A 21,538-nucleotide genomic window follows, 5' to 3' on the forward strand; every position below is an offset into this window, starting at 1 on the left:
GCTATGCGCGCTGCCGTTTATGACGCCTACACCGAGAACTTCGACGACATCACGGTCCGGGAGCTGCCCGACCCGAAGGTGCCGCCGGCCTCAGTGCTCATCGAGGTCCGAGCTGCAGGGGTCAACCCGGTGGATTGGAAGCTCGTCGGCGGTCACCTCGACCCGGTCATGCCCACTCAGTTCCCCGTCACCCCGGGATGGGATGTCGCCGGAGTCGTCGTCGGTCTCGGATTCGACACCCCGGAATTCTCCATCGGGGACGAAGTCCTCGCCTACGCCCGCAAGGACGTGCTGGGCGGAGGAACCTTCGCGGAGAAGGTCGCGGTCCCGGTCCATGCGGTGGCTCCGAAGCCGAAGAGCCTGAGCTGGGAACAGGCCGGCGGTCTGCCGCTGGCCGGCGGCACCGCTCTGCGCACCCTCGAGTCGCTCGGGGAGCTGGAGGGCAGGACCGTGCTCATCCACGGAGCATCCGGGGGAGTCGGCAGCTTCGCCGTGCAGATCGCCGGCGCCGCCGGCGCTCGAGTCATCGGCACCGCCTCTGAAGCCAACCACGAGTACCTGCGTGGGCTCGGCGCTGAACCCGTGACCTACGGCGACGGTCTGGTCGAGCGTGTCCTCGAGGCCGCCGGCGGCAAGGTCGACGGGGTCGCAGACTTCGTCGGGGGAGTCCTCGATGACACGCTGGCCGTGCTCGCCGAGGACGGCAGCCATGCCTCCGTGACCGATCCCAGCGTCGCCGAGCACGGCGGACGGCACATCTGGGTGCGCCCCGACGGCTCCGAGACCGCACGCCTGGGCCTCCTCGTCGACGAGGGCAAACTCACCGTCGACGTCGCCGGCACCTACGGCCTCGACCAGGTTCCGCAGGCCTTCAAGGACAGTGCCACCGGCCACGTGCGCGGCAAACTCGTCATCGTTCCCTGAGCCCCAGTGCCGCGGCAGCGGCGGCGCGCAATTCGACCCCGACCACCTCGGCGCTCGACCGCCGGGCCTGGTGCGGGGTCGAATTCATCATTCCGAACGCCGCGTGCACGCGCACCGTTGACGTCTCCAGAGTCCACGTCGGGTGGGCGGCCTCAACGACTTCTGCCCACCGGCTGACATAGGCACGCTGCAGGCGGCGCACGGTCCGTCGCGATTCGTCCGGCAGCGCTTCGAGGTCGCGGTCCTGAATGCGGATGAGCTCGGGCTCGCCCATGGCGAAGTCGACATGGAAGTCGATGAGACGTCGCAGAGTCCGGGCCGCCTCGGTGGGGGAGATCCCCGAGGCGGTATCCCAGGCCGCGGAGACGATCTCCTCACCCCCGGACTGCAGATACGCCGAAATTCCGACGAGCAGCTCCTCGAGCACGGCCTCCTTCGACGAGAAATGCCGGTAGACCGCCGGCGCCGAGATCCCCGCACCTTTGCCCAGATCGTCGAGGCGAACACCGTGGAAGCCGTGCCGGGCATAGAGCGTCTTCGCGACCTCGAGCAGCTGCTCGCGCCTGGCTGCCTTCGCCGCTGCTCGCGCCGTCGGTTTGGCCTCGTCCGAGATCGACATCCGGCCTCCTTCCCTGAGCCTGATGCCCGCCGTCGCTGAAGACGTCGGTGCGGTCGAACTCATGCGTTGTCAGTTCTGCCTGTGAGCAGTATCATAGCAGTCAGTTAAGAATCATTAACTGAAATGAGGATGGAATGAGAGCAGTGGGAACTGCGGTCAGTCCGGCGACGGGGCAGGTCAACTCCGAGGCCCACGCCGAACTCATCGCTGAACTCCGGGAGCGCATTGCGGCAACGGCCCGCGGCGGTTCCGAGAAGTCCAGGCAGCGTCATATCGATCGTGGCAAGCTGCTGCCGCGTGAGCGCGTCGAGCATCTCCTCGACCCCGGTACTCCCTTTCTCGAACTCTCCCCGCTGGCCGCGGGCGGCATGTACGACGACGCCAGCCCGGGAGCCGGAATCATCACCGGCATCGGCCGGGTCGCCGGACGCGAATGCGTGATCGTGGCCAATGACGCCACCGTCAAGGGCGGCACCTACTACCCGGTGACCGTGAAGAAGCACCTTCGGGCTCAGGAGGTCGCCAAGGAGAACAGCCTTCCGTGCATCTACCTCGTCGACTCCGGTGGCGCGAACCTGCCGAACCAGGACGACGTCTTCCCCGACCGTGAGCACTTCGGCCGCATCTTCTTCAACCAGGCGACGCTCTCAGCTGCCGGCATCCCGCAGCTGGCCGCCGTCATGGGCTCCTGCACCGCCGGCGGCGCCTACGTCCCGGCCATGGCCGACGAATCGATCATCGTCTCCGAACAGGGCACGATCTTCCTCGGCGGCCCACCCCTGGTCAAGGCCGCCACAGGTGAAGAGGTCACCGCCGAAGAACTCGGCGGCGGCGCACTGCACTCCCGCGTCTCCGGCGTCACCGACCACCTCGCAGCCAATGACCCCCATGCGCTGGAGATCATGCGCGACATCGTCTCCACTCTCGGACCGAAGAGCACCCCGAACTGGGACGTCATCGAGCCTCGCATGCCGGCACACTCGCCTGAGGAGCTGACCTCCGTCGTACCCGTGGACTCACGCACCCCGTACGACGTCCGCGAAGTCATCGCGCGCCTCGTCGACGGATCCGAGTTCCACGAGTTCAAAGCCGAATACGGCACGAGCCTCGTCACCGGATTCGCTCACCTCGACGGACATCCGGTCGGGATCGTCGCCAACAACGGCATCCTCTTCGGCGAATCCGCGCAGAAGGGTGCCCACTTCATCGAACTCTGCGACCAGCGCAGCATGCCCTTGGTGTTCCTGCAGAACATCTCCGGATTCATGGTCGGCCGCGACTACGAAGCCGGCGGCATCGCCAAACACGGCGCGAAGATGGTCAACGCCGTCGCCACCGCCCGCGTCCCGAAGTTCACCGTCGTCATCGGCGGCTCCTTCGGCGCCGGCAACTACTCGATGTGCGGCCGTGCGTACTCCCCGCGCTTCCTGTGGATGTGGCCCAATGCCCGCATCTCCGTGATGGGCGGCGAACAGGCCGCCAGCGTGCTCTCCACCGTCAGACGCGACCAGCTCGAAGCTCGCGGCGAAGAGTGGAGCGCAGAGGCCGAAGACACCTTCAAGCAGCCCATCCGTGACCAGTACGAAGCCCAGGGCAACCCGTACTACTCGACGGCACGTCTGTGGGATGACGGAATCATCGAACCCGGTGACACCCGCCAGGTGCTCTCCCTGGCCCTCGACCTTGCCCGCTTCGGACCGATGGAACGCCCGCTGAATGCCAGCGGCTACGGCGTCTTCAGAATGTGAGCCCCACCATGACGAAAATGTTCACAACAGTCCTCATCGCCAACCGCGGCGAGATCGCCCTGCGCGTCATCCGCACCTGCCGCCGCCTCGGCATCCGCACTGTCGCCGTCTACTCCGACGCCGACGCCCAAGCGGCCCATGTCAGGGCCGCCGACACCGCGGTCCACCTGGGCCCGGCGGCCGCGTCCGAGTCCTACCTGCGCATCGACAAGGTCATCGCCGCCGCACAGGCCACGGGAGCCGAAGCCATCCACCCCGGCTACGGATTCCTGTCGGAGAACGCCGAGTTCTCCGCCGCCTGCGCCGAGGCGGGAATCGTCTTCCTCGGCCCCGGAGCCGAGGCGATTCGGACGATGGGCGACAAGATCACCGCGAAGCAGGCCGTGTCCTCCCGCGGCGTGCCGCTCGTTCCCGGCACGAAGGACGCCGCGATGAGCGACGAGTCCCTCATCGCCGCCTCGTCGGACATCGGCTTCCCCGTGCTCATCAAGCCCTCCGCCGGTGGCGGCGGCAAGGGCATGCACGCGGTCTTCGAGGCCGGCAAGCTCGCCGAGGCGCTGGTCACCGCCCGCCGTGAAGCCGCGAGCTCCTTCGGCGACGACACGCTGTTCCTCGAACGCCTCGTCGCCACCCCGCGCCATATCGAAGTCCAGATCATGGCGGACGCGCACGGCAACGTCATCCACCTCGGCGAACGCGAATGCTCCCTGCAGCGCCGCCATCAGAAGGTCATCGAAGAAGCTCCCTCGGCGCTGCTGGACGAAGAGACCCGCGCCCGAATCGGCCAGGCCGCCTGCGAGACCGCGAAATCCGTCGGCTACGTCGGAGCCGGCACCGTCGAATTCATCGTCGGGGCCGACCGCCCCGACGAGTTCTTCTTCATGGAGATGAACACCCGCCTGCAGGTCGAACACCCCGTCACCGAGGAGGTCACCGGAGTCGACCTCGTCGAACTCCAGCTGCGCGTCGGCGCGGGCGAAGAGCTGCCGCTGACCCAGGACGCCATCACGCTGACCGGGCACTCGATCGAAGCGAGAATCTACGCCGAGGACCCCTCGCGCGGATTCCTGCCCACCGGCGGTCGCGCCCTCGACGTCGTCTTCCCGGACGGGGAGGGCATCCGCGTCGACGCCGGGCTCGAAGCCGGGCAGACCATCGCCTCGGACTACGACCCGATGATCGCCAAGCTCATCGTCCGCGCCGATGACCGCGCCCAAGCCATCGCCCGCCTCGATTCCGCGCTCGCCGCCTCGGCGGTTCCGGGAATCGTGACGAACATCGACTTCCTACGCACCCTCATGAGCCTGCCCGAGGTGGTCGCCGGCGAGCTCGACACCTCACTCATCGACAACCTCGGCGAGGATCAGCTGGCGCACACCTCCGGTGAGACCCACGCGCAGCTGGCAGCCGCCGCCGTCACGGTCACCGGGGGAGCGGCAGGCACGACCCTGACGGGACCGGTCACAGCCGCCGACCTGTCGGCGAATCGGTCGACCGCCTCGGCGTGGGCAGGACCCAGCGCCTGGCGCACCTCACGCCCGGACTTCCGCCCCACGGTCACCCTGGCCGCCGGAGGACGGACAGCCGAAGTCGAGGCTCGCGCGGGAGCCGTCGACGTCGATGACGACGGACTGTGGCACGTCACCCTCGACGGGATCCAGCACACCGCCCGGATCTTCTCCGATGCCCGCGACCGCAGCATCTGGGTGAGCACCGACACCGGGATCCACGTCTTCACCAGACCCTTGGCCGATTCGTCCCTGACACCGGGACTCGAAGGCGCCGAGGTGCTCGCACCGATGCCCGGCTCCGTCGTCGACATCAAGGTCGAGACCGGGGACGCAGTGGAACAGGGAGACCCGATCGTCGTCGTCGAGGCGATGAAGATGGAGCACGTGCTCACCGCACCCGCAGCCGGAATCGTCACCGTCACCGCCGTCGAAGGCGCCCAAGTCGCCCTCGACGAAGTGCTCGCCACAGTCGTCGACGAAGCCGCCGCAGAAGCCGCCGAATAGTCACCAGCCACTCACACCACAACCACGCCACAAGCGGGGAGGAAACAATGGAAACCTTTGTTCCGGGAATGCTGCCCGAAGAATACGAAGACCTGCGCCAAGGTGTCGCGAAATTCGCCGACGAAGAGGTCGCACCCGTCTCAGCCGAACTCGACGCCAAGCACGAGTTCCCCTACGACCTCGTTGCGAAGATGGGCGAGATGGGACTCTTCGGCCTGCCCTTCGACGAAGAGTACGGCGGCATGGGCGGCGACTACTTCGCCCTGTGCCTGGCCATCGAAGAACTCGGCCGGGTCAACCAGTCCCTGGCCATCACCCTCGAGGCCGGGGTCTCGCTCGGAGCGATGCCGATCTACCGCTTCGGCACCGAAGAGCAGAAGAAGGAATGGCTGCCGAAGCTCACCGACGCCTCGGGCCTGGCCGCCTTCGGCCTGACCGAACCCGAGGCCGGATCGGATGCCGGCGGCACCCGGACCAAGGCCACGTTGCAGAGCGGGACTTGGACGATCAACGGCAGCAAGTGCTTCATCACGAACTCCGGCACCGACATCACCCGCCTGGTCACCGCCACCGCCGTGACCGGAACCCGAACCTCTGGTTCGGGCCGCGAAGTCCCGGAGATCTCGACGATCATGATCCCGACCGGCACCCCCGGCTTCACCGCCGAACCGGCCTATGACAAGGTCGGCTGGAACTCCTCGGACACGCACCCGCTCACCTTCGACAATGTGCAGGTGCCCGAAGAGAACCTGCTCGGCGAACGCGGACGCGGCTACGCGAACTTCCTGCGCATCCTCGACGAGGGCCGCATCGCCGTGGGCGCCCTGTCCGTGGGCGCCGCCCAGGGCTGCGTCGACGAATCCGTGAAGTACGCGAAGGAGCGCCAAGCCTTCGGCAAGCCGATCGCCGACTTCCAGGGCATCTCCTTCAAGATCGCCCGCATGGAAGCCCGCGTCGTCGCCGCCCGGTCGGCGTACTACCTCGCGGCTTCGCGGATGCTCGCCGGACTGCCGTTCAAGAAGGAAGCCGCCATTGCGAAGATGATCGCCGGCGAAGCAGCCATGGACAATGCTCGCGACGCCACCCAGATCCACGGCGGCTACGGCTTCATGAACGAATACCTCGTCGCCCGCCACTACCGCGACTCGAAGATCCTCGAAGTCGGCGAAGGCACCACCGAGGTCCAGCTCATGCTCATCGCCCGCGAACTCGGACTCTGAGCTCAGTTCATCGCCTGTCTCAGGTGTGGGTGCCGACCTCCCGTCGGTCACCCGACCGAGCTTGAGCACCATCATCGCCCGCCGAGGCGGCGCCGCACATCCGTACGGACGTGCAGGTCCGCCTCGGCGGGCGATATTCTTATCCGACATCACCGTGAGGTGAGACGGCGACCGAAAGGGAAGTGGGAGCACATGGATCTCAGCATGGTGGCATCGGTGGCGACGACGACGTGGATCGTCATCGAATACATCGTGAAGATCATCGCGGTCGGTGTGGTGCCGGAGAACCGTCGCCCGTCATCGTCATCGGCGTGGCTGCTGCTCATCCTGTTCGTGCCGATCGTCGGCATTCCCGCATTCCTGCTGCTCGGCAGCCCGTATATCGATCAGCGCCGCGCCCGGATCCAGGCCGAAGCGAACGAACTCATGCACGAAGGTGCCGACGACCTGCCCGATGTGCCGCCATCGCTGGTCGCAAAGCCCGAATTCGTCTCCGTTGCCCAGCTGGGACGGGCACTGACCGCGCTGCCGATGGTCACCGGCGACAGCCACGGGGTGATCTCGGACTACGAGGCGTCGATCAAGCGGATGGCCGAACTCGTCGACGACGCCGCCGACTACGTCCACGTCGAGATCTACATCATGGCCTGGGACAAGACGACCGACGTGTTCTTCCGGGCACTCGAACGGGCCTCGGCACGCGGTGTGGAAGTCCGCGTCCTCCTCGACCACATCGGGTCGAGGAAGTATCCGGGATTCCATCGGCTGGGCAAGCGCCTCAACGCCGCGGGAATCGAATGGCACCTGATGCTGCCGTTCATTCCGTGGCGGGGCAAGGCCCGGCGCATCGACCTGCGCAACCACCGCAAGCTGCTCGTCATCGACGGCAAACAGGCGATGATGGGTTCACAGAACATGATCGACTCGAGCTACCTCAACAGGAAGAACTCGCAGATCGGCCGGAACTGGCACGACATCATGGTCGAACTCTCCGGGCCCATCGTCGCAGCGATCGAAGCGGCGTTCTCCACCGACTGGTACTCCGAATCGGGACAGGCGCTGGGCATCCGCCCGTACGAGCGCGACGGCAACGAGCCTGAAGTCGGCGGGGCGACGAGTGCGATGCAGCTGGTTCCTTCGGGGCCCGGGTTCACGACCTCGCCGAACCTCAAGGTCTTCACCTCGATGATGTACCTGGCGCAGAAGCGCCTGGCCATCGTCAGCCCCTACTTCGTGCCCGACGAATCGCTGCTGGCCGCAGTCGAGACCGCGGCCAGGCGCGGAGTCGACGTCGAGCTCTACGTCAGCGAGCAGGCCGACCAATACATGGTCGACCGGGCCCAATCGTCGTACTACCGGTCGCTGCTCGAAGCGGGGGTGCGGATCTTCCTGTACCCGAAACCCGCTGTGCTCCACACGAAGTGCTTCATCGTCGACGACATCTACGCCGTGATGGGCTCATCGAACATGGACATGCGCTCGTTCGGTCTCAACTACGAGATCAGCCTGCTGACCACCGGCGGGGACCTGGTCGATGACATCGTCGACGTCGTCGCCGGCTACCAGGACGTCAGCCGCGAACTCACCCTCGAGGAATGGGAGAAGCGGCCGTGGCCCCGCCGCTATATGGAGTCCGTCATGCGCCTGACCTCATCGCTGCAGTAGCCGGGCGGGGGACAGGCTGCTTCGCCGAGAAACGGGCTGCGGCACGGCTGCTTCGCCGAGAAACGGGTTGAGTGTCGAGAAACGGGCGCGCACGTGCGTTTCTCGACACTCAGCCCGTTTCTCGCTGATCAGTTGTCTCGATGGCCCGCTTGATCGCAGCGAAGATGCGAGGCCTGAAGAGGTCGCCGAAGCTCAGGTTGAAGACCTTGAAGCCGGCATTGAGAAGATCCATATTGCGCTGATGACTCAATTTGGCCGCCTCATCGGGGCCGTGAGGGTTGAGATAGAACTTGCCGAGACCGTGGACTTCCACGGCGACAGCAGCGAACCTGTGCCGAAAGTCATTGCGTCCGATGAACCTTCCCGACTCAGTGAAGGTGTCGACCTGCGGGACCATTCCGGTGATTCCGAAGCGATGGAACTTGACCGCACAGACCGCCTCGGCCGGAGATTCATATTCGGCGCTCGAAAGATCAACGGCCAAGAGGGCTCTTCGGCGTCCGCGTTGCCCTTTCGCCAGCAGATCGGTGATGTCTGCCCGGCCCACCTCTCCCGAGCGGAGTGCTTGAGAGATGAGCGGGACGGAAACCTCGAGCGAACGGTCCAGAGCAACGTCAGCCAGAGTCCTGGGCAGAGCAGTGACGGGATAGGCGAACGCGGATGAGACTTGTTCCGGTGGAAGTCTGCGCGAGTAGATGAACACACCATCGTAATTGCGGGTAGGGGAGTCCCTGGAGATCTCGACTTTCGACGATTCGAGAACGGCTGGGTCAAGACGGTGGATGAGCGCAGCCGAAACATGGGAGAACACATCCCCAGGCAGAAGCTCATCGAGGCGGCATGCGATCTGGACCCGCAGCTCCTCGGCTTCGTCCCGCAGATCTCCGAAGGTTTTCGGGAACGACGTGTCGCGATCCGCAGATAGACCGCGGATGGGTCCGTGATGGTCATCATCACACGACTTGCGGATCACGTAGTGACCCTTCCTGACGAGGCGCAGGCAGCACCGCTTTGCTTCGGCCAACTGTCTGCGGGACATGCCGAGTCCACGGAGCTGCTTCGTCGTCAGCACTTGGAGCATCTATCAAGGATGACTCCAAAGATTCGCAAATGCAAGCAAATGCTATTAAACGTTAGGTTGTGTGGGGACTGGTTCCATCGAAAAACGGGCTGAGTGTCGAGAAACGGGTGCGCACACCCGTGTTTCGACACTCAGCCCGTTTCTCGGCGCCTGGGGTGTGTCGGCGAAGGCGAAGGAGTATGTGCCTCAGGCGGAGCCGGTGGGATCGGGGCCGAGCTCGCCGCGGCTCTCCAGCTGCACGTCGAGCAGCTCGTGGACGCCGTCGACGATCTCGTTGGGTCGGAACGGGAAGCGGCGGACATCCTCGGCGGTGGAGATTCCCGAGAGCACAAGGACCGTGTGCATGCCCGCTTCCATGCCCGCGATGATGTCGGTGTCCATACGGTCGCCGATCATCGCGGTGCTCATCGAATGGGCGCCGATCCTGTTCAGTGCCGAGCGGAACATCATCGGGTTCGGCTTGCCCACGACGTAGGGCTCGCGGTTGGTCGCTTTCGTGATGAGTGCGGCGATGGCGCCTGTGGCAGGCAGGACACCCTCGGGGGAGGGGCCGGTGGCGTCCGGGTTCGTGACGATGAAGCGGGAGCCGGCATCGATGAGGCGGATCGCCTTCGTGATCGCTTCGAACGAGTAGGAGTGGGTCTCGCCGACGACGACGAAATCCGGGTCGTGCTCGGTCATGACGAACCCGGCCTCGTGGATCGCCGTGGTCAGCCCCGCCTCGCCGACGACATAGGCCGTGCCGTGCTCGACCTGATTGGACAGGAAATCCGCGGTGGCCATCGCCGAGGTCCAGATGTTCGACTCGGGGACGTCGAGTCCGTTCGAGCGCAGCCGGGCGGAGAGATCGCGGGCAGTGTAGATGGAGTTGTTCGTCAGCACCAGATAGGGGATGTCCGCCTGACGCCACTGGGCGAGCAGCTCGGCGGCTCCCGGCAGGGGATTGTTCTCCTTGACCAGGACACCGTCCATATCGGTCAGCCAGCAGTCGATCGAATCGCGATCCATGTCTCTCCTCGAACTCGGGGTGGGCCGAAGCGGCTGCTTCCAGCCTAGTCGGGTTGGGCGCAAGTGTGCTGAGAAGTCCGATCCGGTGGTGGTGTACCCCTGTTGCGGAACATCCACGAGCTCCCTTGACGGGGCGGGCGAGGAGTGTATTGTAGTAAGAACTTAATTAAGGGGATGCTGAAATGAGTGTGGATCACGTCTTCGCGGCGCTTGCCGATCCGACGCGTCGGGCGATCATCGATCGTCTGCGCTCAGGAGACAAGACAGCAGGTGAGCTCGCAGAGCCGCTGCCGATCAGCCGTTCGGCTGTCTCCCAGCACCTCAAAGTGCTCGAGGCGGCAGGACTCATCACGAGATCGAAATCCGCGCAGCAGCGCATCGTCGCCCTCAACCCTGATGCCCTCACCGAGGCGGCCGGCTGGCTGCAGGCGGCCCACGACGACTGGCAGCAGCGCTTCGACAACCTCGACCGCGTCCTCGCCGAGGAGGTGCCCACCGACCTTTCAAGGACCGACCCGTCAATTGCAGATCGAACTGCGGGCTGACCATCGACCGCAACGACGTACCGCGCGACGCAGGCATCACGCACGACGCAGACTTCATGCACGACTCAAGGAGGAGAGCAGCGATGAACGCCGAGAACGCAGCCAACAGAGCTAACGCAGCCAACACAGCCAACACAGCCAACACAGCCAACACAGCGACCGATCCGAACAGCGCACAGGCGGGAGAACCCGGCTTCACCATCGTCCGCGAATTCGCCGCACCGCGCGCCCGCGTCTGGGAGGCCTGGACGAATCCGGACGTCATGGCCCGCTGGTTCCACCCCGAAACGTTGGTCACCCCACGCGAATCCGTCTCCGTCGACCTGCGCATCGGCGGCGAATACACCTATACGATGCGCATTCCCAACACGGGACAGGAGTTCCCGACGGCCGGGAAGTACCTCCACATCGACGAGCCCGTCCGCCTCGACTTCACCTGGGGGAGTCCCGGCGAGGTCGACGATGCCCCGCGCGTGAGCGTCGAACTCGAGGAGATCGACGCCGACCGCACCCGCATGACGTTCACCCTGACCGGCCTGCCGGGCGATTCGGGAACGGATGAGAGCGCGTACGACGGATGGTCATCGGCCTTCAACGAACTCGATAACGAGGTCAGCAGCTGATCCTGAGCGCACCGACGCGGCCCATCCGGACTCCATGCCGGATGAGCCGCCTCGGGAGTCCGCTTCTTCGTACCGACCCCGGGTCGCAGGGGTCCGGTGAATGGCGATAAACTCAAATCACGACGAGTGAGGAGCGTTACATGAGTGACAAGGTCATTGCCCAACGTGGTCTGTGGCTGGACGAGATGGAAGTCGGCGCCACCTACAAGCACGCACCGGGCCGCACCATCACCGAGGCGGACAACACGTGGTTCACAGCCGTGACCATGAATACCCAGGCCCTGCACCTCGACGCCGCCTGGTCGGCCACCGAACCCTTCGGTGAGCGCCTCGTCAACTCGATGTTCACCCTGGCCACCCTCATCGGCCTGTCCGTGTCCCAGCTGACACAGGGCACGACCGTCGGAAACCTCGGCTTCTCCGAGGTCAGCTTCCCCTCCCCGATGTTCCACGGCGACACCCTCTACGCAGAGACGACGATCCTCGACAAACGCAATTCGAAGTCCCGTCCGGGCCAAGGCGTCGTCACCTTCGAACATCGCGGCTACAACCAGGACGGCAAGCTCGTCGCGAAGGCTGTGCGGCAGGCGATGATGTTCGACTCCAGCCACGACTCGGCACCCACGACGTCCGCGGCCGAGTCCGCCGACCAGACCGACACCGGAAAGTGAGCGCCCATATGTCTCTCGAGTTCAAACCCGCCTGGCTCTTCGTCCCCGGCGATCGCCCCGACCGGTACACGAAAGCGGCCGAACGCTCCGATATCGTCATCCTCGACCTCGAGGACGCCGTCAACGAGGCCGACAAAGCCGCGGCACGGGAGTCCATCGTCGACTTCCCCCTCGACCCCACCCGCACGGTCGTGCGGGTGAACTCCCACGATTCGGGCCACCTCGGCGAGGATCTGAAGATGCTTGCGCGAACCGAGTACACGGCCGTGATGCTGCCGAAGGCCGAGCGTGCCACCGATGTGTCGATCCTGTCCGGGTTCCAGGTCATCGCGCTCATCGAAACCGCGCTCGGGGCCGTCAACGTCGCCGAGATCGCCGCCGCCCCCAACGTCTACGCACTGATGTGGGGGTCGGAAGATCTCATCGCCGACCTCGGCGGAGGGTCCTCACGCAAGCACGACGGCGGCTACCGGGGCGTGGCCACGCATGTGCGCAGTCAGACCCTGCTCGCCGCTCGGGCCCACCGCAAGTTCGCCCTCGATTCGATCTGGGCGGACATCCCGAACCTCGAGGGCCTGGCTGCCGAGGCCGAGGATGCCGTGCAGTCGGGGTTCTCCGGCAAGGTCTCCATCCACCCGAACCATGTCCCCGTCGTCCGCAATGCCTTCCGCCCCAGCGACGAACAGCTGACCTGGGCGCGATCGGTGCTCGACCTGGCGAAGACGGAGAAGGGCGCGTTCTCCTTCGAGGGCAAGATGATCGACGCCCCGCTGCTCAAGCACGCCGAACTCATCGTCGCCCGCGCGAACTGAAGAGACATCACCTCGTGAACGCCGCCGATGCACTGATCGCCGACCAGATCCGCGCCGTCCTCACCGCCGCCGAGGCGGGAGACGGGACCGCGCCCATCGTCGAGGCCGGGGACCCCGTCCTGCGCACCGACACCCGCCCCTTCGACGGGCAGGTCGACGACGCCGAGCTCGAACGGCTCGGCGAGGTGATGCGAGCGACCATGCTCGCCGCCCCGGGAGTCGGCCTCGCCGGGCCGCAGGTGGGCATCGGCCTGTCGATGTTCGTGGCAGAAGACCCCGGTGCCCGCGATCCCGAGGTCGCGAGGGTCCGGCAACGGGAGCCGATGCCGCTGCGGGTGGTTCTCAACGCGGGCTACGAACGTTCCAGTGCCGACGACGTCGCCTTCTTCGAGGGGTGCCTGTCGATCCCCGGCTATCAGGCCGTTGTCGCCCGCCCTCGCGTGATCGCGTTGACGGGCGTCGACCTGCAGGGCAACCCTATCGCCGAGGAGGTCTCCGGCTGGTCGGCGCGCATCGTCGCCCACGAGACCGACCACCTGTCCGGGATCCTCTTCGTCGACAAGGCCGAGATGCGGTCCTTGTCGACGAACGAATCGGTCGCGACATTCTGGCATCAGCCCTCGACGCAGAAGGCCGCCGCCGAACTCGGCTTCTCCCTGCCGTCCGGCCTGGTGATGTGAGCTCTCGCTGCTGTCGTCGGCGGGAACCAGGGTGCCAGTCATCGTGGCCTCGGGTGCCGTGATCGTTCTCACCGGCAATACAGGCGAGCATGATTCGATGATGCCATGCGACTTCCCGACATTCCCCACCGCCATCACCGTTTCGTGCGGACCACCGCTGCGCTCGGGACCGGTGCCCTCGCGCTCGTCCGCCGACGCGACGTCTCCGCCGAATACCAGGGCAGCCTGCGGGGCGCCACGGCGCTCGCCAACGCAGGCCTGACCTGGCTCACCGGGTCCCGGGCCTTCCTCGGCAAGGTGGGCGGATCGAGCGGCATCGACGAATTCCTCGGAGCCTTCTCCACCAGAGGGAGCGGTCCCGTCCAATATGCTTCCTCTCCTGCGCACATCTCCGACATCGGAGCACTCGACGGCGATGCCGACGCGGATACTTGGTGGGACGAACAGGCGAGCGTGACGTCACCGGCGTTCCTCAACGCGGTCACCGCGGCAGCAGCAGGAGCGGTCAGTTGGGCGCTCTGGCCGGCGACGGAGCGGCTGGCGGAGGCTATCGACGCGAAACTGCCGACGGGCGTCGGGCGCGGACTCAATGCCGCCGTGAATGGCGGACTCGTCGCACTCACAGCGGTCCTCATCGACCGGATCGAGGACTGGGCGGGCGACGTCGACGAAGAGGACTACGCCCCGCTCGAGATCGAACTGCCCGCCCACATTCGCGAAACGGTCGAGGCGCTCCTGGCCCAGCGGCACCCGAACGCCCCGGCGACCGCGGAAGCGATCCGCGAGCAGTTCTCTTCTGCACAGTTCTTCGTCTGGGTCGCCTACCCCGACTCCCTGCACTCGGGCGACGAGCCCGTCGTCCTCGACCCCGACCAGGTCGAGCAGCTGCTGGCGGATGAGGACATCCGTTCGATCGATGTCCGACCCCGTGCATCGGGGTCGGGTGTGGTTCCGGCCCGGCACACCTACCCGGTCACGGGAGTCACGGGCAGCAGCAGTGCCCTCGCGGACGCCGATGATGCCGGCGACCACAGCACGGTGTCGACCGGACAGCTGGAACTCTCCCTCGAAATCGTCGACGGCCGTCTCTCCAGCGTGGATCTCAGCGAAGTGGACGCCGAACCCTTTGCCGACGAGCCTCCTGCCTCCGCCCTGGCCGGCTCGGTGCCGGGCACCCTCCACCCGCAGAGGTTCGACGACGAAGAGTTCGGCTGTTCCTCGAGCTTCGAGGTCACCGACGTCGACGACGGTGCTGTCGACGACGACATCCTCACTCTCGAACGGTGGCCGCGTCCCGACGAACTGACTTTCCGGACCGACGGGGCCGCCTCTGCTCGGGAATAACCTGCGCGCGTCATCGTTATACGTTGCATGAGCGATCTTCGTACCCTCACCCTCGGCGCCGGCTGCTTCTGGTGCCTCGACGCCGTCTACCAGCGGACCACCGGCGTGAGAGAAGTGATCTCCGGCTACACCGGCGGACACACCGACAATCCCGGCTACCGTGAGGTCTGCTCCGGGATGACCGGCCACGCCGAAGCCCTGCAGGTGACCTTCGACGCCGACATCGTCCCCGACGACGTCATCCTCGGACTGTTCTTCACCGGCCATGACCCCACGAGCCTCAACCGCCAGGGCTACGACGTCGGCACCCAATACCGGTCGGCCATGTTCTACCGCGACGAGACCGAGAAGCAGCACTTCGCCGAAGCCATCGAATCCGCGCAGACCCTCTTCGACGATCCGATCGTGACCACCCTCGAACCGCTGGGCACCTTCTATCCCGCCGAGGCGGTCCACCAGGACTTCTACACCGCGAACCCGGACAACGGCTACTGCCGTGTCATCATCGACCCGAAACTGCGCAAGGCCCGCACCGCCTTCGCCGAGTGGGTGAGCTGATGGGCGGCCACAAGAAGGACAAGGGCAAGAAGTCCGCACACAAGAAGCACAAACGATCCACAGACGCGGGCGACGCCTGCGAAGTGACCAAAGATCGGGTCCGTGCCCACTTCCTCGACGGCAACACCGGCCCGTGGGCGAAGAACCTCGCCGCGCAGGACGCGCAGACCGCCCGCTCAGCGCAGAGCGAGAACTACGCTGACCTCGCCGAGGATGCCGCCGCCTCGGCGAGTGACCGAACGGCAGCCGTGACGCCCAGCCGCCGCGGACCCGACTACTCGGTGCCGTCATCGATCGACATCGTCGCCGATCCCGTCCTCCACGCTCTGAGCACCCGACGGTCGATCTCGAAGGTCGACCCGGAGACCCCGAACGATTCCGACCTGCTCGAGATCATCCGATCGATCTCCTCGGTCGCCGACCACAAGTCACTGCGCCCCTGGCGCTTCCTCATCATCCGCGGCCACGACCGGCACCGCCTCGGCGACGCCCTCGACGAAGCCGCCGGAGTGGTCCGCAAACCCGGCGAGACCAACACGAAGCCGCTGCGGGCAGAGCTCCTCGTCGCCCTCGTCTCCTCACCGGTCACACATGACAAGGTTCCCGAATGGGAGCAGCACGCCACCGCCGCCGGTGCCGGCCACCTGCTCGAACTCGCCCTGTGGCAAGCCGGCTGGGGAGTCATGTGGCGCTCAGGCACACTGACGAACACCGAACCGGTCCGCCGCCTCCACCGCCTGAACGATCACGAACTGCTCATGGGCTGGTTCTACATCGGAGCCGTCCCCGAACGCTACCGACAGCGCCTGACCACGAGCACCCGCCCCCTGCCGAAACCCGAACAGTTCCTCGATACCCTGTGAGCACACCCGACACCGAGACTCCGGACACGCGCCGCCTGCCCAAGGAGATCTATGTCCTCGTGGCCGCGGCCTTTATCGTGGCCCTGGGCTACGGAATCATCGCCCCCGTCCTGCCGCAGTTCGCGGCGAGCTTCGACTTCGGGGTCACCGCCGCAACCATCGTCGTCTCCTCCTTCGCGTTCTTCCGGTTCGTGTTCTCGCCCTCGTCGGGCCGCCTCGTCGATGCCTTCGGCGAACGCCGCATCTACATCACCGGCCTCCTCATCGTCGCCGCCTCCACCGCGGCCGTCGCATTCGCCCAGAACTACTGGCAGCTGCTGATCTTCCGCGGACTCGGCGGCATCGGCTCGACCATGTTCAGCGTCTCCGCGATGGCGCTCATCGTCCGCCTCGCCCCGATCGATGCCCGCGCGAAGGCATCGTCGACCTATGCGACCGCATTCCTTGTCGGCAATATCGCCGGACCCGTCCTCGGCGGTGCGATGGCCGGATGGGGGATGCGGATCCCGTTCGTCATCTACGCCGTCGGTCTGCTCATCGCCGCCATCGTCGTCCGCGTCTTCCTCGCCTCCACCGCCTCCTTCGGCTCCTCCACGAAATCCGGCCGCGCCCGACTGGAGGCGGAGAAGGACAAGGAGCAGCAGGAAGTCATGTCCTTCAGGGAAGCGTGGAAGGATTCGGCCTACCGGTCGGCGCTCGTCTCCGCCTTCGTCCAAGGCTGGTCGGCGATGGGCATCCGTGTGGCCATCTACCCGCTCTTCGCCATCCAGGCCCTCAAAGCCGATACCGCCGTGGCCGGACTGGCCCTGACGATGTTCGCCATCGGCAATGCCTCGGCGGTCACGGTCGTGGGGCGCTTCGCGGACACCGTCGGGCGCAAGCCCTTCATCCAATGGGGTCTGTTCGTCCTCGGCGTGACGACCGCGGCGTTGGCTTTCATCGACTCGATCTGGCTGTTCTTCGCCTTCTCGGTCATCGCCGGAGTCGGATCCGGCCTGGCCAATCCCGCGCAACAGGCCACCGTCGCCGATGTCATCGGCCGCGAACGCAAGGGCGGCCGAGTGCTCGCCCGCTACCAGATGGCCCTCGACGGCGGAGCGATCCTCGGCCCGATCATCGCCGGAGCCGTCGTCGACCACTTCGACTACTCGTGGGCGTTCCTGCTCACCGGTGTCCTCGGCATCATCGCCGCCGGTCTGTGGTTCTTCGGCCGCGAGACCCGACCGAGGCAGCCGGCTTCGACTCAGTGACGCAGGTGCGGCTGGGCGCGCCCCGGTTCTGATTCCGAGAAGTCAGGTTTTCCTCATGGGCGGCTCAGCGGACACTCACTAGGATGGCTCTGTCGGCGTTCTGCGTCGTCGCCCTGTCTACGACAAAGAAAGTCCCCCTCCGTGAGATTCCTGACCCGGCTGAGCTTGAAGAACCGGGCGCTCATCGCGCTCATCTCCGTCGTTGCCGTCATCTTCGGCGTCATCGGAGCCGGTGCCCTCAAGCAAGAGCTCTTCCCGTCCCTCGACAACCCACAGGCCACGGTCACCGCCTCCTACGAGGGGGCGACCCCCGAGGCCGTCGAATCCGAAGTCACCGACCCCCTCGAAGGGGCGCTGACCGCACTGCCCGAAGTCGAGGACATGACCTCGACATCCTCGGCGGGCAGTGCGCAGATCACCGTGGGCACGAAGTACGGCGACGACTCCGATGACGTCGTCCGTGCCCTGCAGCGCGCGGTCTCCCAAGTGCAGCCGACCCTGCCCGACGGGGTCGAACCGAACGTCATGATGATGGGCACCGACGATATTCCGGTGCTCGCCCTCTCCGTGACCTCCGACGCCGATGAAGACCAGCTGGCCGCGAATCTCGAGGACATGGTCGAACCGGAGCTGAAGAAGGTCGACGGAGTCTCCCAGGTGCAGATTGCCGGTGCGACGACCAAACAGGTCGAGATCAGCATCCGTCGTGACGATCTCGAGGACGAAGGAGCCAACCTCGACGAGGTGGCCGGAATCCTCCAATCCAACGGCGTCCCCACCTCGGCGGGTGAGCTCAAGGGCGCCGACGGCACGGCCCCGGTCGAGGTCGGCACGCGCATCCGCTCGATCGATGCGATCAAGGACCTCGTCATCTCCGGCAAGGACGGACCGATCCAGGTCTCCGACGTCGCCGACGTCAAGCTCGTCGACGAGCCCGTCGAATCGATCTCGCGCACCAACGGACAGCCGTCGCTGTCCGTGTCGGTGATGAAGGAATCCGACGCGAACACCGTCGACGTCTCACACGCGGTGGCCGACAAGCTGCCTGAACTCGAGAAGATGATGGGGGAGAACACGGAATTCGTCTCCGCGTTCGACCAGGCACCCTTCATCGAGCAGTCCATCCACGACCTTCTCAACGAGGGTGGGCTGGGCCTGATCTTCGCGGTCCTCGTCATCCTCGTCTTCCTGCTGTCGGTGCGGGCGACGATCATCACCGCCATCTCCATTCCGCTCTCCCTCCTCATCGCCATGATCGGTCTGTGGATGGGCGGGGAGACCCTCAACATGCTCACCCTCGGTGCGCTGACGATCTCCGTGGGCCGCGTCGTTGACGACTCCATTGTCGTCATCGAAGCGATCCGCAGGCGCCACGCCTCCGGCGGCGACAAATTCTCGAATATCCTCGCCGCCGTCTCCGAGGTGGCCGGGGCCATCACCGCATCGACGCTGACCACGGTGGCTGTGTTCCTGCCGCTGGCGTTCGTGACCGGGCAGACCGGCGAGATGTTCCGGCCTTTCGCCCTGACCGCGACCATCGCTCTGCTCTCCTCCCTGTTCGTGGCCCTGACGATCGTCCCCGTCCTCGCCTACTGGTTCCTGCGTCAGCGGGAAGCGAAGGTCAAGCTCACCCGGGCGGAGAAGAAGGAGATCCGCCGCAGCCGGAAGTCGATGCTGTCGCAGTGGCGGGCGGAGAAGAAGAAGGCGAAGAAGGCCGACAGGAAGCGCGACCTTGTCGCCGCCGGTGCCGCAGCCGAGGACACCGGGGCCCGAGACAGCGTCGACGCCGCCACCCATTCCGAACCGACCGGAGTGGCCGCGGGCGGTCCGCGCTACGGCGAATCCGCAGACGGCACGGAAGCAGTCGACGAACTCGCCGGAATGCACTCGCCGGTGACCCGTCTGCAGAAGACCTATATGCCGGCGATCTCGTTCTCGACGAAGCACCCGATCGTCATGATCCTCATCGCCGTGCTCGTGCTCGCCGGCACCGGAGCGATGATCCCGCAGCTGAAGACCGAACTCTTCGGCGACACAGGGCAGGATTCCCTGCAGATCTCGCAGACCTTCGACCCGGGCACCGACCTCGACGAGGCATCGGAGCAGGCGAAGAAGGTCGAGGACATCCTCGCCGACGAATCCGACGTCGACAACTACCAGCTGTCGCTGGGCGGCACGTCATTCGGCTTCACCGACGATTCGTCCCTGACAGGTACCTATATCGTCAACACGAAGTCCGGAGTCTCGGCGCAGTCGATCTCCGCGGACCTGCAGAAGCAGTTCGACGATCTCAAGGGCGCCGGCGACGTCGAGGTGGCAAGTCAGAGCTCGACTCCGGGTTCGCAGACGATCGACGTCACGCTCACGGCCACCGATCCACAGGAACTCGAGGACGCGACGAAGACGGTCAGCGACAAGCTCGAAGGGGTGTCTTCGGCACAGTCGGTGACCAGTGATATCGCTGCGGTCCAGCCCGTGATCGAGGTCAAGGTCGATCATGAGAAGGCAGCCGAGGAGAACCTCACCGAGGCGTCCATCGGCCAGTATGTGCAGCGTGCCATGCATGGTCAGCAGATCGGTGAGGTCGTCATCGACGATGTCTCGCATTCGGTGCTGCTCTTCGACCGCAATGCCGACACTGTGGAGAAGCTGCGCAAACTCAAGATCCCGGGCAAGCCGGAAGAAGCGACGCCTGCCGGCGGAGCAGGCGCGGCAGGAGGTGCCGGAGGAGCAGCCGGAGGAGCCGGCGGTTCAGGTGATGCCGGCGCGGCCGGAGGCGCCGGTGGCACGGGTGGCGCTGGTGGTGCGACTGGCGGTGCCGGAGCGGCCGGCGGCACCGGTACGGCAGGCGGCGACCCGAACGCGGGCGCTCCCGTGACCTCGGAACCGCGCTTCATCGAACTCGATGACGTCGCCGAGGTCAAGGAAGTCAAGACCGCACCGACCATCCGGCACACGGATTCGCAGCGCTCGACCACCGTGTCCGTGACCCCGGAGGGCGATGACCTCGGTGCTGTCTCGACCGAAGTGCAGTCCGCCCTCGACGAGGTGGACCTGCCCGATACGGTCGCCGTCGACACCGGCGGTGCCACCCAGGAGCAGAACGAAGCGTTCTCGCAGCTGGGACTGGCGATGCTCGCGGCGATCCTCATCGTCTTCATCATCATGGTCGCCACGTTCAAGTCACTGCTGCAGCCGCTGATCCTGCTGGTCTCGATCCCGTTCGCGGCCACCGGCTCGATTGCGCTCTCGCTCATCACCGACACCCCGCTGGGGCTGACGTCGATGATCGGTCTGCTCATGCTCATCGGCATCGTGGTCACGAACGCGATCGTGCTCATCGACCTCATCAACCACTTCCGCGTTCGCGGGGTCGACCTGCGCACATCCGTCGTCCACGGCGCCCGGCTGCGTTATCGTCCGATTCTCATGACCGCGGCCGCCACGATCTTCGCGCTGCTGCCGATGGCCCTCGGGCTCACCGGCGGGGGAGTGTTCATCTCGAAGCCGTTGGCGATCGTCGTCATCGGCGGCCTGGTCAGCTCGACGCTGCTCACGCTCATCCTCGTGCCGGTGCTCTACCTGCTGCTCGAAGGAGTGAAGGAACGCCGGGCCGAGAAGAAGTACGTGAAGAACATGGCCCGCGGAGAGGTCCTCGACGCCGCCGAAGCCCGGGCGCGGCAGCGCGAGACCGCCACGGCGCCTGCCGGTGCAGGTACTGCCGCCGGTTCCGGTGACACCCGGACACGGACAGAAGGGGAGGCTCCCACCGAGGCGCCCGCACCGACTGTGGACCCGACGTCCGCGGATTCGGCCGGGGCCGCCTCGGCGCCGGATGAGACGACGGGGTCCGACCACGTCGACGACGGGGACGGTGAACCCAAACACTGATCCGTCCCGGCTAGAGTTGAG

The 21,538-nt window shown here is 65.9% G+C and carries 18 protein-coding genes; 15 read left to right on the plus strand and 3 right to left on the minus strand.

Annotated elements, in window-relative coordinates; genetic code table 11:
* Positions 1 to 3 precede the first annotated feature (3 nt).
* Positions 4 to 924 (plus strand): NADP-dependent oxidoreductase, encoded by a 921-nt coding sequence (locus CXR29_RS04230; RefSeq protein WP_025778052.1) that lies wholly within the window; start codon positions 4 to 6, stop codon positions 922 to 924.
* On the opposite strand, the gene CXR29_RS04235 is transcribed toward CXR29_RS04230, so the two are convergent.
* Entirely contained in the window at positions 911 to 1,543 is a 633-nt protein-coding gene (locus CXR29_RS04235; RefSeq protein WP_127363992.1) for a TetR/AcrR family transcriptional regulator, read from the minus strand. The two genes, CXR29_RS04230 and CXR29_RS04235, sit on opposite strands and share 14 nt — an antisense overlap.
* A 134-nt stretch (positions 1,544 to 1,677) precedes the next feature.
* Between CXR29_RS04235 and CXR29_RS04240 the strand changes: the two genes are divergently transcribed.
* The 4 genes from CXR29_RS04240 (at position 1,678) to cls (ending at position 8,191) form a co-directional block, all read left to right on the plus strand.
* Positions 1,678 to 3,291 (plus strand): carboxyl transferase domain-containing protein, encoded by a 1,614-nt coding sequence (locus CXR29_RS04240; protein ID WP_101555714.1) that lies wholly within the window; start codon positions 1,678 to 1,680, stop codon positions 3,289 to 3,291.
* 17 nt (positions 3,292 to 3,308) lie between these two features.
* On the plus strand, positions 3,309 to 5,306 hold the full coding sequence (locus CXR29_RS04245; protein WP_206516256.1) for an acetyl-CoA carboxylase biotin carboxylase subunit: 1,998 nt from the start codon (positions 3,309 to 3,311) through the stop codon (positions 5,304 to 5,306).
* Between the two features lie 47 nt (positions 5,307 to 5,353).
* Positions 5,354 to 6,526 (plus strand): acyl-CoA dehydrogenase family protein, encoded by a 1,173-nt coding sequence (locus CXR29_RS04250; RefSeq protein WP_127363994.1) that lies wholly within the window; start codon positions 5,354 to 5,356, stop codon positions 6,524 to 6,526.
* A gap of 192 nt (positions 6,527 to 6,718) precedes the next feature.
* Positions 6,719 to 8,191 carry a cardiolipin synthase gene (cls, locus tag CXR29_RS04255; protein WP_127363995.1) on the plus strand — a complete coding sequence of 491 codons (1,473 nt, stop codon included), beginning with the start codon at positions 6,719 to 6,721 and terminating at the stop codon, positions 8,189 to 8,191.
* Positions 8,192 to 8,300: 109 nt separating this feature from the next.
* Here cls and CXR29_RS04260 read toward each other — a convergent pair whose 3' ends face one another.
* Positions 8,301 to 9,272 carry a hypothetical protein gene (locus tag CXR29_RS04260; RefSeq protein ID WP_127363996.1) on the minus strand — a complete coding sequence of 324 codons (972 nt, stop codon included), beginning with the start codon at positions 9,270 to 9,272 and terminating at the stop codon, positions 8,301 to 8,303.
* 186 nt (positions 9,273 to 9,458) lie between these two features.
* Complete coding sequence (locus CXR29_RS04265) at positions 9,459 to 10,280, minus strand: HAD-IIA family hydrolase (RefSeq protein WP_127363997.1); 822 nt, start codon at positions 10,278 to 10,280, stop codon at positions 9,459 to 9,461.
* 182 nt (positions 10,281 to 10,462) lie between these two features.
* Here CXR29_RS04265 and CXR29_RS04270 point away from each other — a divergent pair, with 182 nt between their 5' ends.
* The 10 genes from CXR29_RS04270 to CXR29_RS04315 all read left to right on the plus strand — a co-directional run bounded on the left by CXR29_RS04270 (position 10,463) and on the right by CXR29_RS04315 (position 21,517).
* A complete protein-coding gene (locus tag CXR29_RS04270; RefSeq protein ID WP_127363998.1) occupies positions 10,463 to 10,825 on the plus strand; it encodes an ArsR/SmtB family transcription factor in 363 nt (120 codons plus the stop codon).
* Between the two features lie 83 nt (positions 10,826 to 10,908).
* Positions 10,909 to 11,448, plus strand: coding sequence for an SRPBCC family protein (locus tag CXR29_RS04275; protein WP_127363999.1), 540 nt, complete (start codon positions 10,909 to 10,911; stop codon positions 11,446 to 11,448).
* Between the two features lie 140 nt (positions 11,449 to 11,588).
* Complete coding sequence (locus tag CXR29_RS04280; RefSeq protein ID WP_127364000.1) at positions 11,589 to 12,119, plus strand: MaoC family dehydratase; 531 nt, start codon at positions 11,589 to 11,591, stop codon at positions 12,117 to 12,119.
* Positions 12,120 to 12,127: 8 nt separating this feature from the next.
* On the plus strand, positions 12,128 to 12,931 hold the full coding sequence (locus CXR29_RS04285) for an HpcH/HpaI aldolase/citrate lyase family protein (RefSeq protein ID WP_127364001.1): 804 nt from the start codon (positions 12,128 to 12,130) through the stop codon (positions 12,929 to 12,931).
* Positions 12,932 to 12,945: 14 nt separating this feature from the next.
* Positions 12,946 to 13,611: a peptide deformylase gene (locus CXR29_RS04290; protein WP_127364002.1), complete on the plus strand. Its 666-nt coding sequence runs from the start codon at positions 12,946 to 12,948 to the stop codon at positions 13,609 to 13,611.
* A gap of 105 nt (positions 13,612 to 13,716) precedes the next feature.
* Positions 13,717 to 14,955 (plus strand): hypothetical protein, encoded by a 1,239-nt coding sequence (locus tag CXR29_RS04295; protein WP_127364003.1) that lies wholly within the window; start codon positions 13,717 to 13,719, stop codon positions 14,953 to 14,955.
* Positions 14,956 to 14,982: 27 nt separating this feature from the next.
* Entirely contained in the window at positions 14,983 to 15,513 is a 531-nt protein-coding gene (msrA, locus tag CXR29_RS04300) for a peptide-methionine (S)-S-oxide reductase MsrA (protein WP_127364004.1), read from the plus strand.
* Positions 15,501 to 16,376 carry a nitroreductase family protein gene (locus CXR29_RS04305; RefSeq protein WP_241241586.1) on the plus strand — a complete coding sequence of 292 codons (876 nt, stop codon included), beginning with the start codon at positions 15,501 to 15,503 and terminating at the stop codon, positions 16,374 to 16,376. The genes msrA and CXR29_RS04305 overlap by 13 nt, the downstream gene beginning before the upstream one ends.
* On the plus strand, positions 16,373 to 17,626 hold the full coding sequence (locus CXR29_RS04310) for an MFS transporter (protein ID WP_127364005.1): 1,254 nt from the start codon (positions 16,373 to 16,375) through the stop codon (positions 17,624 to 17,626). The genes CXR29_RS04305 and CXR29_RS04310 overlap by 4 nt, the downstream gene beginning before the upstream one ends.
* Before the next feature lie 141 nt (positions 17,627 to 17,767).
* Positions 17,768 to 21,517: an efflux RND transporter permease subunit gene (locus CXR29_RS04315; protein WP_164742775.1), complete on the plus strand. Its 3,750-nt coding sequence runs from the start codon at positions 17,768 to 17,770 to the stop codon at positions 21,515 to 21,517.
* Positions 21,518 to 21,538: the final 21 nt, after the last annotated feature.

Origin of the sequence: Brevibacterium linens (assembly GCF_003999335.1) — a bacterium.
GTDB classification, from domain to species: domain Bacteria; phylum Actinomycetota; class Actinomycetes; order Actinomycetales; family Brevibacteriaceae; genus Brevibacterium; species Brevibacterium linens.

What these genes read in the sequence shown, in the direction of transcription:
- CXR29_RS04285 (WP_127364001.1), top strand. Translation starts at nt 12,128, where the DNA reads ATGTCTCTCGAGTTCAAACCCGCCTGGCTCTTCGTCCCCGGCGATCGC.
- CXR29_RS04230 (WP_025778052.1), top strand. Translation starts at nt 4, where the DNA reads ATGCGCGCTGCCGTTTATGACGCCTACACCGAGAACTTCGACGACATC.
- CXR29_RS04280 (WP_127364000.1), top strand. Translation starts at nt 11,589, where the DNA reads ATGAGTGACAAGGTCATTGCCCAACGTGGTCTGTGGCTGGACGAGATG.
- CXR29_RS04245 (WP_206516256.1), top strand. Translation starts at nt 3,309, where the DNA reads ATGTTCACAACAGTCCTCATCGCCAACCGCGGCGAGATCGCCCTGCGC.
- CXR29_RS04240 (WP_101555714.1), top strand. Translation starts at nt 1,678, where the DNA reads ATGAGAGCAGTGGGAACTGCGGTCAGTCCGGCGACGGGGCAGGTCAAC.
- msrA (WP_127364004.1), top strand. Translation starts at nt 14,983, where the DNA reads ATGAGCGATCTTCGTACCCTCACCCTCGGCGCCGGCTGCTTCTGGTGC.
- CXR29_RS04260 (WP_127363996.1), bottom strand. Translation starts at nt 9,272, where the DNA reads ATGCTCCAAGTGCTGACGACGAAGCAGCTCCGTGGACTCGGCATGTCC.
- CXR29_RS04270 (WP_127363998.1), top strand. Translation starts at nt 10,463, where the DNA reads ATGAGTGTGGATCACGTCTTCGCGGCGCTTGCCGATCCGACGCGTCGG.
- CXR29_RS04295 (WP_127364003.1), top strand. Translation starts at nt 13,717, where the DNA reads ATGCGACTTCCCGACATTCCCCACCGCCATCACCGTTTCGTGCGGACC.
- CXR29_RS04250 (WP_127363994.1), top strand. Translation starts at nt 5,354, where the DNA reads ATGGAAACCTTTGTTCCGGGAATGCTGCCCGAAGAATACGAAGACCTG.
- cls (WP_127363995.1), top strand. Translation starts at nt 6,719, where the DNA reads ATGGATCTCAGCATGGTGGCATCGGTGGCGACGACGACGTGGATCGTC.
- CXR29_RS04265 (WP_127363997.1), bottom strand. Translation starts at nt 10,280, where the DNA reads ATGGATCGCGATTCGATCGACTGCTGGCTGACCGATATGGACGGTGTC.
- CXR29_RS04275 (WP_127363999.1), top strand. Translation starts at nt 10,909, where the DNA reads ATGAACGCCGAGAACGCAGCCAACAGAGCTAACGCAGCCAACACAGCC.
- CXR29_RS04235 (WP_127363992.1), bottom strand. Translation starts at nt 1,543, where the DNA reads ATGTCGATCTCGGACGAGGCCAAACCGACGGCGCGAGCAGCGGCGAAG.